At 60.9% G+C, this 15,699-nt stretch carries 15 protein-coding genes; 8 read left to right on the forward strand and 7 right to left on the reverse strand.

The window, feature by feature from the left end; all coding sequences use genetic code 11:
* The first annotated feature begins 1 nt into the window (after window position 1).
* The 4 genes from FP026_RS02740 to FP026_RS02755 all read left to right on the forward strand — a co-directional run bounded on the left by FP026_RS02740 (window position 2) and on the right by FP026_RS02755 (window position 4,612).
* Window positions 2–1,165 carry a carbohydrate ABC transporter permease gene (locus tag FP026_RS02740; protein ID WP_149633082.1) on the forward strand — a complete coding sequence of 388 codons (1,164 nt, stop codon included), beginning with the start codon at window positions 2–4 and terminating at the stop codon, window positions 1,163–1,165.
* A gap of 35 nt (window positions 1,166–1,200) precedes the next feature.
* Window positions 1,201–2,853, forward strand: a complete 1,653-nt coding sequence (locus FP026_RS02745; protein WP_149633083.1) for an alpha-glucosidase — start codon at window positions 1,201–1,203, stop codon at window positions 2,851–2,853.
* A 21-nt stretch (window positions 2,854–2,874) separates the two neighbouring features.
* Window positions 2,875–3,963 (forward strand): ABC transporter ATP-binding protein, encoded by a 1,089-nt coding sequence (locus FP026_RS02750; RefSeq protein ID WP_149633084.1) that lies wholly within the window; start codon window positions 2,875–2,877, stop codon window positions 3,961–3,963.
* Between the two features lie 295 nt (window positions 3,964–4,258).
* Window positions 4,259–4,612, forward strand: coding sequence for a hypothetical protein (locus FP026_RS02755; protein WP_149633085.1), 354 nt, complete (start codon window positions 4,259–4,261; stop codon window positions 4,610–4,612).
* Between the two features lie 48 nt (window positions 4,613–4,660).
* Here the strand turns inward: FP026_RS02755 and FP026_RS02760 are convergent, their stop codons facing one another.
* The gene (locus FP026_RS02760; RefSeq protein ID WP_149633086.1) at window positions 4,661–5,257 is read right to left on the reverse strand and encodes a TetR/AcrR family transcriptional regulator; all 597 of its coding nucleotides are present in this window, start codon (window positions 5,255–5,257) and stop codon (window positions 4,661–4,663) included.
* 31 nt (window positions 5,258–5,288) lie between these two features.
* The gene (locus tag FP026_RS02765; protein ID WP_149633087.1) at window positions 5,289–5,474 is read right to left on the reverse strand and encodes a hypothetical protein; all 186 of its coding nucleotides are present in this window, start codon (window positions 5,472–5,474) and stop codon (window positions 5,289–5,291) included.
* Between the two features lie 79 nt (window positions 5,475–5,553).
* Here FP026_RS02765 and FP026_RS02770 point away from each other — a divergent pair, with 79 nt between their 5' ends.
* Entirely contained in the window at window positions 5,554–6,384 is an 831-nt protein-coding gene (locus FP026_RS02770; RefSeq protein ID WP_432444075.1) for a DUF3313 domain-containing protein, read from the forward strand.
* 42 nt (window positions 6,385–6,426) lie between these two features.
* Here FP026_RS02770 and edd read toward each other — a convergent pair whose 3' ends face one another.
* The 5 genes from edd to FP026_RS02795 all read right to left on the reverse strand — a co-directional run bounded on the left by edd (window position 6,427) and on the right by FP026_RS02795 (window position 13,497).
* Complete coding sequence (gene edd / locus FP026_RS02775) at window positions 6,427–8,250, reverse strand: phosphogluconate dehydratase (protein ID WP_149633089.1); 1,824 nt, start codon at window positions 8,248–8,250, stop codon at window positions 6,427–6,429.
* 179 nt (window positions 8,251–8,429) lie between these two features.
* Entirely contained in the window at window positions 8,430–9,128 is a 699-nt protein-coding gene (gene pgl, locus FP026_RS02780; RefSeq protein WP_149633090.1) for a 6-phosphogluconolactonase, read from the reverse strand.
* Between the two features lie 15 nt (window positions 9,129–9,143).
* The gene (zwf, locus tag FP026_RS02785; protein ID WP_149633091.1) at window positions 9,144–10,619 is read right to left on the reverse strand and encodes a glucose-6-phosphate dehydrogenase; all 1,476 of its coding nucleotides are present in this window, start codon (window positions 10,617–10,619) and stop codon (window positions 9,144–9,146) included.
* A gap of 131 nt (window positions 10,620–10,750) precedes the next feature.
* Complete coding sequence (locus FP026_RS02790) at window positions 10,751–12,049, reverse strand: NAD(P)/FAD-dependent oxidoreductase (RefSeq protein ID WP_149633092.1); 1,299 nt, start codon at window positions 12,047–12,049, stop codon at window positions 10,751–10,753.
* Between the two features lie 11 nt (window positions 12,050–12,060).
* On the reverse strand, window positions 12,061–13,497 hold the full coding sequence (locus FP026_RS02795; protein WP_149633093.1) for a glutamine synthetase family protein: 1,437 nt from the start codon (window positions 13,495–13,497) through the stop codon (window positions 12,061–12,063).
* Window positions 13,498–13,634: 137 nt separating this feature from the next.
* Here FP026_RS02795 and FP026_RS02800 point away from each other — a divergent pair, with 137 nt between their 5' ends.
* The 3 genes from FP026_RS02800 (at window position 13,635) to FP026_RS30085 (ending at window position 15,698) form a co-directional block, all read left to right on the forward strand.
* A complete protein-coding gene (locus FP026_RS02800; protein WP_149633094.1) occupies window positions 13,635–14,816 on the forward strand; it encodes an NAD(P)/FAD-dependent oxidoreductase in 1,182 nt (393 codons plus the stop codon).
* A gap of 72 nt (window positions 14,817–14,888) precedes the next feature.
* Window positions 14,889–15,401 carry an ankyrin repeat domain-containing protein gene (locus FP026_RS02805; protein ID WP_149633095.1) on the forward strand — a complete coding sequence of 171 codons (513 nt, stop codon included), beginning with the start codon at window positions 14,889–14,891 and terminating at the stop codon, window positions 15,399–15,401.
* A 153-nt stretch (window positions 15,402–15,554) separates the two neighbouring features.
* Window positions 15,555–15,698 (forward strand): hypothetical protein, encoded by a 144-nt coding sequence (locus FP026_RS30085; RefSeq protein ID WP_188112474.1) that lies wholly within the window; start codon window positions 15,555–15,557, stop codon window positions 15,696–15,698.
* Window position 15,699: the final 1 nt, after the last annotated feature.

The following is a 15,699-nucleotide window of genomic DNA, read 5'->3' on the forward strand; positions in this document are numbered from 1 at the left end:
CATGATTGGAAATCTCGGTCGCATCGGCCCCGCCCGCATCTTCGTTCATGCCGTGGTGCTGCTCATCGTCCTCCTCTGGCTGCTGCCGACGCTCGGCATCTTCGTGACCGCACTGCGCGACAGGGATCAGATCGTCGCTTCCGGCTGGTGGACGGCGTTTGCCGGTTCCTCGCAGACGGCGGCCGTGCGCCTGGCCGGCCCCGACAAGGCGGTGCAGGACGGCCCTAATTACGTCATCGCCGGTACGGTTGCCGGCGAAGGCAACAGCGGTAACGGCAGGATCGAATCTTTCGGCATGCGCGTGCAGGAGCCGGCGGCTTACAAGGTCGGTTCACCCGCCGATCTCGGCAACGGCGAGACGCTCACCGTCAATGCCGATGGCAGCTATCGCTACCAGAAGAATGCACCTTTCGAGGCGGATGCGCGCGCCAAGCGCATCTATCTGACCATCGCCACCCCGCCGCAATTCACCCTGGAGAACTATCGCAACGTCCTGACGGGCGAGGGCGTTGGCCAGTCTTTCATCAACTCGCTGACGGTGACGATCCCCGCAACCGTCATTCCGATCCTGATCGCTGCCTTTGCGGCCTATGCACTCGCCTGGATGGAGTTTCCCGGACGCGCCATCCTGATCGCGCTCGTTGTCGGCCTCATCGTCGTGCCGCTGCAAATGTCGCTGATCCCGCTCCTACGTATTTATAACGAGATCGGCCAGATGTTCGGCGTGCCGTCGAAGACCTATCCGGGCATCTGGATGGCGCATACGGCCTTCGGCCTGCCGCTCGCCATATATCTGCTGCGCAATTACATTGCCGGCCTGCCGAAGGAGATCATCGAATCCGCCCGCGTCGACGGCGCCAGCGATTTCGATATCTTCGTCAAGATCATCCTGCCGCTGTCCTTCCCGGCGCTGGCCTCCTTCGCGATCTTCCAGTTCCTCTGGGTATGGAACGATCTTTTGATCGCCATGGTGTTTCTCGGCACCGACAAGGACCACCTGGTCTTGACGGCCGCGCTCAACGCGCTGCTAGGCTCGCGCGGCGGCAACTGGGAAATCCTGACGGCATCGGCCTTCGTCACCATCATTATTCCGCTCCTCGTCTTCTTCGGTCTGCAGCGCTATCTCGTGCGCGGTCTGCTTGCCGGGTCGGTGAAGGGGGGCTGATCCAAAAACGCATACTCACACAGGACCCATTCAGCATGAGCATTGCCCCTCAATCGGCTTCGGAAGTTGACAAGGACTGGTGGCGCGGCGCCGTGATCTATCAGATCTATCCGCGCTCCTATCAGGACTCCAATGGCGACGGCATCGGCGATCTCAAGGGCATCGCCGTCCGTCTGCCGCATGTCGCAGCGCTCGGTGTCGATGCGATCTGGATTTCGCCGTTCTTCACCTCGCCGATGCGCGATTTCGGCTACGACGTCTCCAATTACGAGGACGTCGACCCGATCTTCGGTTCGCTGGCCGATTTCGATGCGATGGTGATGGAAGCTCATCGTCTCGGCATCAAGGTGATGATCGATCTGGTGCTGTCGCACAGCTCGGATCGTCATCCCTGGTTCGTCGAAAGCCGCTCGAGCAAGAGCAATCCCAAGGCCGACTGGTACGTCTGGGCCGACGCCAAGCCGGATGGCACGCCGCCCAGCAACTGGCTGTCGATCTTCGGCGGCTCGGCCTGGGCGTGGGATCCGACCCGCATGCAATATTATCTGCACAACTTCCTGACCTCGCAGCCGGATATGAACCTGCACAATCCGGAAGTGCAGGAGCGCTTGCTTGATGTCGTGCGTTTCTGGCTCGACCGCGGCGTCGATGGCTTCCGCCTCGATACGATCAACTTCTACTTCCACGACAAGGAGCTGCGCGACAACTCGGCGCTGGAGCCCGCGCGCCGCAACGCCTCCACCGCGCCGGCGGTCAATCCCTATAATTTCCAGGAGCATCTCTACGACAAGAACCGTCCCGAGAACCTGGAATTCCTGAAGCGCTTCCGTGCCGTCCTCGACGAATATCCGGCCATCGCCGCCGTCGGCGAAGTCGGCGACAGCCAGCGCGGCCTCGAGATCGTCGGCGAATATACTTCCGGCGGCGACAAGATGCATATGTGCTACGCCTTCGAATTCCTGTCGCCGGACGCGCTGTCGCCGGATCGCGTCGAGGAGGTCATGAAGGATTTTGCCGCGGCGGCTCCGGAAGGCTGGGCCTGCTGGGCCTTCTCCAATCATGACGTCGTGCGTCATGTCAGCCGCTGGGGCAATCTGGTCGCCGATCGCGATGCCTTCGCCAAGCTTTATGCGGCGCTGCTGCTGACGCTGCGCGGTTCCGTCTGCCTCTATCAGGGCGAGGAGCTGGCGCTCACGGAAGCCGATCTCGCCTATCAGGATCTGCAGGACCCCTACGGCATCCAGTTCTGGCCGGAGTTCAAGGGCCGCGATGGCTGCCGCACGCCCATGGTCTGGGACAGCCAGGTTACGCAGGGCGGCTTTTCCACCGTCAAGCCCTGGCTGCCGGTGCCGGTCGAACACATCCTGCGCGCCGTCAGCGTCCAGCAGGGCGATGAGACTTCGGTGCTGGAGCAGTACCGCCGCTTCCTCGCCTTCCGCAAGCAGCATCCGGCCTTCGCCAAGGGCGAGATCGCGTTCTGGGAACCACAGGGCGACGTCCTCGTCTATAGCCGCGCTTACGCTGGCGAGACCATTCTTTGTGCCTTCAACATGAGCCCTGTCGAAGCGATGGTGGCTCTGCCTGACGGGAACTGGCAGGCGTTGACGGGACACGGCTTCACCAGCAACAACTACGGCAGCAAGATCGATATTCCGGCCTGGGGCGCTTATTTCGCGCGTCTTGCCTGACCTTTGGGAGGAGGGAGCATAATGACGGGACTTGTTCTGAAGGATATTAAAAAATCCTACGGCAGCGTGCACGTGTTGCACGGCATCGATCTGGAGATCAACGAGGGCGAATTCATCGTCTTCGTCGGCCCGTCCGGCTGCGGCAAATCCACCTTGCTGCGCATGATCGCCGGGCTGGAGAGCATCACCTCAGGCGACATGATGATTGCCGGGCAGAAGGTGAACGAGGTGCCGCCCTCCCGGCGCGGCATCGCCATGGTCTTCCAGTCCTACGCGCTCTACCCGCATATGACCGTCTACGACAACATGGCCTTCGGCATGCGCATCGCCGGCGAAAGCAAGCAGGAGATCGATCGCCGCGTGCGTGCGGCGGCGGCGAGCCTGCAGCTCACCCAATATCTCGAGCGTCTGCCGAAGGCGCTTTCAGGTGGTCAGCGCCAGCGTGTCGCCATCGGCCGCGCCATCTGCCGCAACCCTAAGGTCTTCCTGTTCGACGAGCCATTGTCCAATCTCGACGCCGCCCTGCGCGTCGCGACCCGCATCGAGATCGCCAAACTCAGCGATTCCATGCCCGAGACGACGATGATCTACGTCACGCATGACCAGGTGGAGGCCATGACGCTTGCCGACCGTATCGTCGTGCTGTCGGCCGGCCGCGTGGAGCAGGTCGGCGCCCCACTCGAACTCTACGAACGCCCGGCCAACCTGTTCGTCGCCAAGTTCATCGGCTCGCCGGCCATGAACATCATCCCCGCTACCGTGACCGAAGCCGGCGCGACGACGACCGTGACGCTGACCGGCGGCAAATCGGTGACGCTCGACATGCCGACGGCAGCCTCCGAGAAGGGCAAGACGGCGAGCTTCGGCGTGCGCCCGGAAGACCTGCGTATCGCGACCGGTGACGACTATCTCTTCGAAGGCGAGGTTTCCATCGTCGAGGCGCTCGGCGAAGTGACGCAGCTCTATATCGAGGGCCTGGTCGATGGCGAGCCGATCATCGTCAAGATCCCCGGTATCGCCGATATCCACCGCGGCCAGAAGATGCGCTTCGCCGCCGACCGGCAGAAGCTGCATCTCTTCGATGCCGAGGGCCATTCCTATCGCAAGTAGGCGCTTAAAGCACGTAGCGATCTTTCAGATTCGCTTCCTGCGCTTTAAGTCTTTGATTTTACGCATGTCGGTTCGGCAAAACCGCTGAACACTTTTGCTCGACATGCTTTACGGGACGCCGCCGGCTCGAGCTAAGATAAACAACAAAATTCAACTTGGGCTGGCGCGTTCAAACCTTCTGTTAAATACCCGCTGATAGTCTCGTCTTTGTAATATACCGCAGGGATTTACTAAGATGGCCGCTTTCGGCAGAGCTAATTCAGGTCAGCATTTCCTCAACAAAGAAGAATCCTTCATGTATGACCGCGAAGTGCGGTTCCGCATGGAAGACACGATGAACGCGGCGCGGCTCGAATACACCGAAAAGGGTGTGATGAACCTTGCGTCCCGCCGATGCGATATTATCCGCATCTCGCAGAGCAGCGCGGTGCTTGCGATCCTGACCCAGTATAACCTGCCGAAGCAGTTCTATCTGGACATTCCCGACGCGCGCATCACCAAGATCGGTTGCGTGCTCATGAAAGTATTCCCCAACAATACGGTGGAAGTCCGTTTCCTGCGCCTTCTCACGGAGAAGGAGATGAACAAGATCTTCGTCTACAGCTCGCATCCGGCCCATAAGAACCGCGTACTCGACATCAGATCCTGATCGACGACCATAAGAGGCAGGCTTATAGCGATCCATTCGGCTGACGGATCAGATTTCCGTTCGCCATTTCCGAAGGGCATCCTCAAGATACGCAGTCAGCGGCAGTCTGCCATTTTCCTGCAGCCATCTGTTGACCGACAGGCGAAGCGGGCTCACTGCGATCATTGAAACCAGCTGCAGACCGTCCCGGTCCCTCGTCGGAAACAATTCGCACAGGGCTTGATAGGCGATTTGTTCGAGCTGCAGCGAGTTACCCCGTGAGCGAGCGCGCAGGATTTCGCTTTGCCGTAAAAGCCTGGCCGTCTCAAGAAGCCGCGGTGCTTCCGCCTCGAGGCGGGCCGCAAGTCCCAGGGTGGCCTGATGGACGACCTCGAGCGGTCGCCCGGCTGATGCATTCTCCATGATGCTAGTCCGCAGCGCGTCCATATATCGGCGCTGGTGTGCCAAAAGAATATCGTCCTTGCTTTTAAAGTAATAAAAGAAAGTCCGGCGGGAAATACCGGCCGCTGCCGCAATCTCGTCGATCGTTGTTTCCTGATAGCCTTTCGCAAGAAAGGATTTCATTCCGACGTCCGCTATGCGTTGAAAGGTCAGTCGGCGCTTCTGTTCGCGCAAGCCTTCAGGCTTTGATGTTGCATCGTGCATCCGATCATTTTGGCATGAGTCGCAACGCCACTCAAATTATGGCATGCCCTCCGGCTCCTTTCTCGAAGATCTCAATTCCCGGTAAAATAATTATTTCGCTTCGCCTCCCGATTGCCGCAAAGTGGCCAACATTAATTTTTACATCAAGTGCGATATTTAATGTTGATGCTGAATGTTCATAACCGGGTGCAGGAGCACAAACATCAATGCCAGCCAATACAATCTCAAATCATGATGGAAGTAGGACCTATCGTCCATGTGCCGCCGAAAGCCGCCGGAGGGCTGATAGGTGGTCGATGGCTCTGCTGATGGGCCTGTTAGGAGGCTGTGCCGCCGCGCCGCTGGATCGTGCGGGATCCCTGCGGTCCTATGATGGTATGACCCGATCAGACGGGCTGGTCGCGCACTCGCTTCTTCGGGTGAGCAAGGATGATGTTCTTGCGGCGAAGGCCGTGAAGATCATTCCCACAGCTTTTTCGATGCGCGCTGAAAGCGCCGGTTTCACGCCCAAGCAGCGCGATCTCGTCACCAATGCGGTCGACAGGGCGCTTTGCTCCGGATTGAGCGAACGCTTCGTCGTAGTCGGCCTGTCCGAGCCGGCGGATCTGACCGTTCGCGCCCTCGTGACACAGGTCAAGGCGACGAATGCGACGGCTGTCGGAGTCTCGAAAGTTGCATCCGTGGGCAAGAGCGTATTGCTGCCGGGTGTGCCTATGCCCGTTCCGCGCATCCCGATCGGCATGGGCAGCCTCTCGCTCGAGGCGGAAGCTTTCAACCCCCAGGGCGTGCAGAAGGCTGTCATGATCTGGGGACGCGGCGCAAGCGCATTTCTTGATTCGGGAACGGTCGCCAAGGAGGGAGATGCCTACAGCCTCGCCGCCAAATTCGGCGGCGATTTCAGCAAGATGCTGGTCAAGGGTAAGACGCCGTTCGGAGCGACGCCCTCTTTCCCTTCCAAGGCGAAACTGGCGGCGCTCGTCGGCCGGGCACCCAAGTATGAGGCCTGCAAGGTATTCGGCAAGTCACCGGGTGTGACGGGCTTTGTAGGAGCACGTCTCGGTCTTCCGCCGGCGTGGACGGACAAGGCTCCGGCGAATGCGGAAAAAACGGCATCGAAGGCGCCTTGATCAGCCCTCGATGCCGCCTAGCCGAATTCCGGCGGCTTAGCTTCAGTGGTGGAACAGGACGCTCGCGCCTTGGTCCGCCGGCCCTGCGGCGTGACGGAAGGGAGTGAAAAGCTCGCGGCCCATGCCGAACTCGTTCCCCGAGAGATCGGCGACCACGGGCTCGCGCTCGGCCATGTCGGCGGCATCGACAAGCACTTCCAGCGTGCCGGCGATCGCGTCGATGCGGATGATGTCGCCTTCCCGAATACGGGCGATCGGACCGCCATCGACGGCCTCCGGCGTCACATGGATGGCAGCCGGAACCTTGCCCGATGCGCCGGACATGCGTCCGTCGGTCAAGAGTGCCACGCGGAAACCGCGATCCTGCAGCACGCCGAGCGCCGGGGTCAGCTTGTGCAGTTCCGGCATGCCGTTGGCCTTCGGTCCCTGGAAGCGGACGACGGCGACGAAATCGCGGTTTAGCTTGCCGTCCTTGAAGGCCTGCTGCATCTCGAGCTGGTCGTGGAAGATCACGGCCGGCGCTTCGACGATATGGCGCTCCGGCTTGACGGCGGAAATCTTGATGACGGCCTTGCCGATATTGCCGCGTAGCATCTTCAAACCGCCACTGCTCTGGAAAGGTGTGTCGATGCTTGCCAGCACCTTCGGGTCGTGGCTCTTGTCCGGTGCCGGCTCGCGCGCGACATTGCCGTCGGCGCCGAGCTTGACGTCGATGGAATAGCCACTGAGGCCCTGGCCGTAGACGGTGCGCACGTCGTCGTGCAGCAGCCCGTTCTTCAGGAGCTCCTTGATGAGAAAGCCCATGCCGCCGGCGGCATGGAAATGGTTCACGTCGGCAAGCCCGTTCGGATAGACACGGGCAAGCAGCGGGATGATGTCGGAAAGCTCGGAAATATCCTGCCAGGTGAGTACGATGCCCGCTGCACGCGCCATGGCGACGATGTGCATCGTGTGGTTTGTCGAGCCCCCGGTCGCATGCAGGCCGACGACGCCGTTGACGATCGAACGTTCGTCGATCATTTCGCCGGCCGGCGTGAACTCATTGCCCATGGCGGTAATGGCGAGCGCACGCTTGGTTGCCTCGCGGGTCAGAGCCTCGCGCAGCGGCGTGCCGGGATTGACGAAGGAGGCGCCCGGCATGTGGAACCCCATGATTTCCATCAGCATCTGGTTGGAATTGGCCGTGCCGTAGAAGGTGCAGGTGCCCGGGCCGTGATAGGACTTCGATTCCGCCTCCAACAGTTCGGCGCGTCCGACCTTGCCCTCGGCATAGAGCTGGCGCACGCGCGACTTCTCGTCGTTCGGCAGACCGGAGGTCATCGGTCCGGCCGGAATGAAGACGGCGGGCAGATGACCGAAGGAGAGGGCGGCGATGACGAGGCCGGGCACGATCTTGTCGCAGACGCCGAGGAAGACGGCCGCGTCGAACATATTGTGCGACAGGCCGACAGCCGCCGACATGGCAATCAGATCGCGCGAGAAGAGCGAAAGCTCCATGCCCGGCTGGCCCTGCGTGACGCCGTCGCACATGGCCGGCACGCCGCCGGCAACCTGAGCGAGGCCGCCCGCTTCGGCCGCCGCCTCGCGGATGATCGCAGGATAGGTCTCGAAGGGCTGATGCGCCGAGAGCATGTCGTTATAGGAGGTGATGATCCCGAGATTGGGCACGTGGTCCCCCGCCAGTGCCTCCTTCTCGGAGGGGGAACAGATGGCAAAGCCATGCGCAAGATTGGCGCAGCCGAGCACGGAGCGTTGCGCCCCCTTCGTTGCGGCATTGCGCAGGCGGTCCAGATAGCGCTCGCGCGTCGGCTTCGAGCGCTCGACGATGCGTGCGGTAATCGCTGATATGCGGGCGTCAGCGGCCATGGTCGATCTGCCTCCGTCTGTTCTGCGCTGTGCCCGGAAGACCTGCTTCGATCTATCGTGGTAGAGGGCTTGGCGCGGGGTTCAAAAGTCAATGCTCTGCCGGCGCACCCTTGCGGGCACATGGCGCAGCACATGTTGCTGTGTCTTTCAGGGTTCGATGACGAGGCCTGCCGGCCGTATCACGGAGCCCAATAAATCTCGACCGGAGCAGCGGCCCGGCGCAGCATGGCGCGGATCGGCATCTCGGTTTCCTCGCCTGCTGCCTCCGCCTTGGCGAGGACATCCTTTTTACCTTCTCCCTCGATATGGAGCACCAGCAATCGGGCATCCTGAAGACTGGAGAAGGTAAATGTCAGCCGCGGCTCGCCCGCACCTTCCGCTTCCATCGTGATGATGCCGCGCGGGGTGTTCGGATCGAGTGCGGTTGCGAGATTGCTGCCGCCCGGAAAGAAGGAAGCCGTGTGTCCGTCATTGCCCATGCCGAGGATGGCGACATCGAAGGGATGGCCGACAGTCTTGGTCTTTTCCGTGGCGATGGCGGCGGCCTCCTCGACGGAAGCCGCGGCCTGGTAGAGCGGAAGGAAGTTGGCGGCTGCCGCCTTGTCCTTCAGCAGGTTTTCCTGAACGAGAAGATGGTTCGAGCGCGGATTGTCCGCCGGCACGAACCGTTCGTCGACCAGGGTGATCGTCACCTTACTCCAGTCGATCGAGTGCGACGACAGCGCCTGAAAGAAGGCCTTCGGCGTCGAGCCACCGGAGACCGCGATGTTTGCGGAGCCGCGCGCGGCGATGCCGGACGTGAGGGTCTCGGCCACTTTGTCCGCGAGCTTGCCGGCGAGTTCGGCACCATTAGCAAAAGCATGCATGTTCGCTGTCATCGTTATCGTCCCGGATTAGATATCGTCGTGCCAGGTGCGGCCGTCACGCTCGATGAGCGCGATAGCCTGGCTCGGACCCCAGGTACCGGCCGTATAGCCCTGTACCTGCTGGCCGGCTTCTTCCCAACCCTTGAGGATCGGGTCCACCCACTTCCATGCGGCTTCCACTTCGTCGCGGCGCATGAACAGCGTCTGGTTGGAACGGATGACGTCCATCAGCAAACGCTCATAGGCGTCCGGATTGCGGACGTTGAAGGCAGACGCAAAGCTCATGTCGAGCGAGACGTTGCGCAGGCGCATGCCGCCCGGACCCGGGTCCTTGATCATCAGCGACTGCTTGACGCCTTCGTCCGGCTGCAGGCGGATGATCAGCTGGTTGGCGACGATGCGGCCCGCAGCCTGATCGAAGATGGTGTGCGGAATGTGCTTGAAGGTGATGACGATCTCCGACATGCGGCCGGCAAGGCGCTTGCCGGTGCGGATGTAGAAGGGAACGCCGGCCCAGCGCCAGTTGCCGATCTCGGCCTTGATGGCGACGAAGGTTTCCGTGTTGGAGACGCCGCCTTCGAGCTCATCGAGGTAACCCTTGACCGGGCCGCCCGCCGAAGCGCCGGCGCGATACTGGCCGCGAACCGTCGCCTGCTCGACATTGGAAGCGTTGATCGGCTTCAGCGCGCGCAGAACCTTCAGCTTCTCGTCGCGGACGGCTTCCGAATCCATCGAGGAGGGGATTTCCATCGCGGTCAGGCAAAGCAGCTGCAGGATGTGGTTCTGGACCATGTCGCGCAGGGCGCCGGCCGTGTCGTAGTAGCCGGCGCGGCCTTCGAGGCCCACCGATTCAGCGACGGTGATCTGCACATGGTCGATATGGTTGGCGTTCCACAGCGGCTCGTAGAGGGCGTTGGCAAAGCGCAGCGCCATCAGGTTCTGCACGGTTTCCTTGCCGAGATAGTGGTCGATGCGGAAGATCTGCTCTTCCTTGAAGACCTTGCCGATCGTGTCGTTCAGCTGCAGGGCCGATGCGAGATCGCGGCCGATCGGCTTTTCGACGACGATGCGGGTCTGCTTGGTGATCAGCTTATGATCGTGGATCTTCTGCGAGATGTCGCCGAAGATGCCCGGAGCGACGGCGAGATAGAAGGCGCGCACGCGCTCCTTGCCCTCGTCCAGAATCTTCTTCAGCTGGTCCCAGCCGGCGTCGCTGCGAGCATCGACGGGCACGTAGAACAGGCGAGCCAGGAACTTCTTGACTTCGGCGTCGTCATATTCGCCCTTCTTCAGGTGTTCCTTCAGGGCAGCGTCGGCAAATTTGCGGTATTCTTCGTTGGAAAGCGCGCTGCGCGAAGCGCCGATGACGCGTGTCGGCTCGGAAAATTGGCCTTCGACCTGACGATGGTAAAGAGCGGGCAGGAGCTTGCGTTCTGCAAGGTCGCCGCTGCCGCCGAAAACGACATAATCAAATGGTTCAACGGGAATGATTTGGCTGCTCATGAGCTATCTCTCAATCGGTCTTGGTTGAGGCCCCTTTTAATCTAATCGATTTAAAAAGGCCAGTGTGCATCGCAAAATTCAGGTCGGCTTTTTAGAACGGATTGCCGGTGGAAGAAATCATCTTCCGGTTTTCAAAACCTGTCGCGCAACGCAAACCACGAGAGCGCCAGGAACAGCAGAGGCGCCCGCATGCGCGCACCGCCGGGGAAGGGCGGAATGTTCAGCTCCTTGAAGAGATGAAGTTCATCCGCATTCCCGAGTACCGTTTTCGCATAGAGTTTACCGCAATAATTTGACAGCATAACCCCATGGCCGGAATAACCGCCGATCGAGGTGACGCCGGGCATGACTTCGCGCACGAAGGGCTGGCGCGGCATGGTGATGCCTACCGAACCGCCCCAGGCATAGTCGATCTTTATATCGCTCAGAGCAGGATAGATTTCGGTGATCTGCCGGCGGATGTGCTGCGTTATGTCGCGTGGATTGTCTGATGTATAGGCCTCACGCCCGCCGAACAGCAGGCGCCCGTCCTTCGATTTGCGGAAATAGCGCACGACGAACCGCGAATCGGCAACGGCCTCGTTGCCCGGAAGAACCTGCGGGAAGCGATCGAGCGGTTCCGTGGCGCCGATGAAGGAGCGGATCGGCATGACGTGGCTCGAGGTCACCGGCTCGAGGTTGCCGATATAGCCGTTGCAGGCGATCAGTACCCGGTCGGCGGTGATCTCGCCGCCATCCGTTTCGATAACGGTCTTGCCGTCCGCTTGGCGAAAGCCCTTTGCCTGGGTCATCTCAAAGAGGGAGGCACCGGCTTCGGCCGCGACGCGGGCAAGGCCGATGAGAAGCTTCAGCGGGTTGATATGGCCCGTGCCCATATCCCGGACGCCATAGAGATAGAATTGCGAACCCAGCCGCTCCTGGGTCTCGGCCTGATCCATGAACGTTACGTGCGGATAGCCGTAGCGGGTCGCCGCGATCTCCGCATTGTCCATGTAGTCGCGCTTGTAGCCGCGCTTGTGGGTGACATTCATCTGGCCGGGTAGGAAGTCGATGTCGATGCCATGCTCGGAAGAGAAATCGAGAAGATGGCGCTTGGCGTCCTCGGCCAAATCGAAGAGAGCCTTCGAGCGCTCGTAGCCGATCTTCTCTTCCATCTCTTCCGGCCACCAGCGCTGGCCGGTGCCGAGCTGGCCGCCATTGCGGCCGGAGGCACCATCGCCGAAGCGGTTGGCGTCGATCAGGACGACGTCGACGCCGCCCTTGGCAAGATTATAGGCGGCCTGCAGGCCGGTATAGCCGCCGCCGACGATCGCAACATCGGCCCGGCGCGAACCGTCGAGCTTAGGATAGCTCGCCCGCGGGCCGACTGTCGCCTGATAGAAGGAAAGGCCCGGCGCAATCGGGCTCTGCCATGTTTCCTGCAGTGTCATGGGCAGCTCCTTCACACGTTGAGCAGAAGGAATTCCCGCTCCCACGGGCTGATCACTTGCATGAAGGTTTCGAATTCGCCGCGCTTGACGCCGACATAGATGTCGATGAAATCCTTACCCAGGACCTCTTCGAAAGCCGGCTCGCCTTCCAGGAGCGCAATGGCTTCGAGAAGCCCGCGCGGCAGGTCGATGGAACCTTCATTGGCGGAATCCTCGGTCGGCGCGGTCGGCTCCACCTTTTTCATGATGCCGAGCAGGCCGGAGGCGAGCGAGGCGGCGAGCGCCAGATAGGGATTGGCGTCGGAGCTCGGCAGCCGGTTTTCGACGCGCCGTGCCTGCGGATCGGAAACCGGCACGCGGAAGGCGGTGGTGCGGTTGTCATAGCCCCAGGCATTGTTGACCGGGCAAGACATGTTCGGTGCCAGCCGGCGATAGGAATTCACATAGGGCGCGAGCATCGCCAGCGCATTCGGCACGTAGCGCTGCATGCCACCGATGAATTGGAAGAATTCCTGTGACGGGCTGCCATCCGGATTGGTGAAGACGTTCTTGCCGGTCTCGATGTTCACGACCGACTGGTGGATATGCATCGCCGAGCCGGGCTGGCTCTGGATCGGCTTTGCCATGAAGGTGGCGTAGATGCCGTGTTTCATGGCCGCTTCGCGAATGGTGCGCTTGAACATGAACACCTGGTCGGCAAGCTCGATCGGGTCGCCATGGCGCAGGTTGATTTCGAGCTGCGCCGGACCCTCTTCATGGATCAGCGTATCGATCTCCAGGCCCTGCTTCTCAGAGAAGTGATAGATATCATCGATCAATTCGTCGAATTCGTTGATGCCGGCAATCGAATAACCCTGGCCGCCGAGGATCGAGCGGCCGGAACGGCCTTTCGGCGGATGCAGCGGATAGTCCGGATCGTCGTTCTTAGCGACGAGATAGAATTCGATTTCCGGCGCGACCACCGGCTTCCACCCGCGCTCGCGGTAGAGACCCATGATGCGCTTCAGCAGATTGCGCGGTGTGTAGGACACCGCATCGCCATCGGAATTGACGATATCGCATATGACCTGCGCCGTCGGATCGCTCTCCCAGGGCACGACCGAAAGCGTCGAAAGATCGGGCACCAGCTTCAGGTCGCTGTCGCGCGGCTCGTAGCGGAAGCTTTCGGTCTCCTCCGGATACTCGCCGGAAATCGTATGGCGATAGATCGCCGAGGGCAGTGCCAGCGATGTATTGGAGGTGAATTTCGACGTCGGCATCATCTTGCCGCGCGGTACGCCTGCGAGGTCCGGCGTGATGCATTCTATGTCCTCGATCCCGCGTGCCCGGAGCCATTGGGCTGCCTCTTTCCAGTTTGCCACGCCGCGTGCCGATCTCAGACTGGGAGGAACCGTAGGGATTTTCGAGACAGGCACGGAAGCTTTCAGCGGGGTCTTTCTCGCAGGCATAAAACACCGTATTTGCGTTTGTCGGAGACTGCATCATAACCGCAGTTTGCCAATTGGCGAGGGGGAAACCGCTCGGACTTTCGCCGTATGATGGAAAAGGAAACGAGAGAGCGCGGCGAAGAATGAAGGGCTGAAGCGTGGTTGGCAGATATGATGTAATCGTCCTCGGTGCGGGCGCGGCGGGCATGATGTGTGCCATCCGGGCCGGCCAGCGCGGGCGCTCCGCCCTCGTGCTCGATCATGCCGCCGCACCCGGCGAAAAGATCCGCATTTCCGGCGGCGGCCGCTGCAACTTTACCAATATCAATGCCGGTCCGAGGAACTTCCTGTCCGCCAATCCGCATTTCGCCAAATCGGCGTTGGCGCGTTTCACGCCCAAGGATTTCCTGGCCATGGTCGAGCGCCATGGCATTGCCTGGCACGAGAAAACGCTCGGCCAACTCTTCTGCGACAACAGCGCCAAGGACGTCATCCGCATGCTGACCGACGAGATGCGCGCTGCCGGAGCGCAACTTCGGTTGCGAACCGAGGTCGGCGGCATCGAGCAAAGTGCTGGCGGCTATCGCATCAGCACCTCCGAAGGCGTTTTCGAAGCAACCTCGCTGGTCGTGGCGACGGGCGGCAAGTCGATCCCCAAGATGGGGGCTACCGGCTTTGCCTATCGCATCGCCGAGCAATTCGGATTGCCCGTTGTCGAGACTCGTCCGGGGCTCGTGCCGCTGACGCTCGATCCGCAATTGCTTCAGCATCTGGCGCCGCTGTCGGGCATTGCCGCGCCCGCCGAGATCCGCCATGGCAAGACAGCCTTCCGCGAGGCCCTTCTCTTCACACATCGCGGCCTCAGCGGCCCCGCCATCCTGCAGATTTCCTCCTATTGGCGGGAGGGTGAGGATATCACCGTCGTGATCGAGCCTGATATCGACCTGTTCGAGCTTCTCAAGAAGGCCAAGCAGGTGAATGGTCGGCAATCCGCGCAGACAGCCCTTGCCGAGATCCTGCCAAAACGGCTGGCGCAGCATTTCGTCGAGAACGAAGGCATATCCGGCAATATGGCCGATCAGTCCGACAAGCGTGTGCAGCAGCTCGCATCATCAATCCAATCCTGGTCGGTCAAGCCGTCGGGGTCCGAAGGCTATCGCACGGCGGAGGTGACGCTGGGCGGCATCGACACGTCCTGTCTCGATTCGCGGACGATGCAGGTGAAAACCGTCCCCGGCCTCTTCTTCATCGGAGAGTGCGTCGATGTGACGGGTTGGCTAGGCGGCTATAATTTCCAATGGGCCTGGGCTTCCGGCCATGTCGCCGGCGAGGCTGCCTGAATTGATCTTGCCAACCGACCGCGAAACGGGCAAAGAGCATCTCCAGCGCGAAGATGCTCGATGGAGACAATCATGACGTTCAAAGCCCCGATGTTCCGCCACGCCGTTCTTTCAGGCGTAGTTGCGGCCGTGACGATGTCGCTTGGCATGCTGGCCGTGACGGCGTCCGATGCGAGCGCTGCTTCCGCGCAATGCAAGAAGCTGGATCCGAACGGCCAGGATGCGGGCGGCGATACGAATTTCGCCATTGCGATCCGCGACAAGAAAGGCGATGTCGTCAAGAAGATGCTGGCTTGCGGCGCTAAGCTGGACATGAAGACGACGGAGGGCTGGTATCCGCTGCATACTGCCGCCTATTATGGCCCCGCCGACATGATCGATCTTCTGGTTTCCAAGGGCGCCGACGTCAACGCGCGCGGCGATTACGATGGCTGGACGCCTTTGCACATGGCGAGCCAGCAGGATGATCCGGCCGTCGTCAAGGCCTTGTTGAAGGACGGCGCCGACAAGACCGTCAAGTCTGCCTCCGGCAAGACCGCTGCTGAAATGGCGACCGATCCCGCCATCGCGGCATTGCTGAAGTAGCGCGCTCTCTCTGCCAATGTGATGGCTGCGCCGCTTTGCGGCTAACCTCTGTTTTTGGCGTTTTCTTTTCCTATATTTCTATTTTGTATATTGCCTGTTGCGGGAACGGCCTTTTGCCGGTTATCGTGTCAGTGCGAAAATGGGAATATACTCATGAATAGAACAAAGCGTCGCGCTCGTGCCATTGCAATCGCTCAGACCCAAGACAATGCCAAGCTCCTGGCGGCAAGGCTTCTGATGTTGGCGACCGGCGTCACAGCCGCCTGCATCGCCTATCTCGCGGTACGCGGCTTCTGAT

Source organism: Martinezella tropici (assembly GCF_008370325.1).
Lineage (GTDB): Bacteria > Pseudomonadota > Alphaproteobacteria > Rhizobiales > Rhizobiaceae > Rhizobium > Rhizobium tropici_B.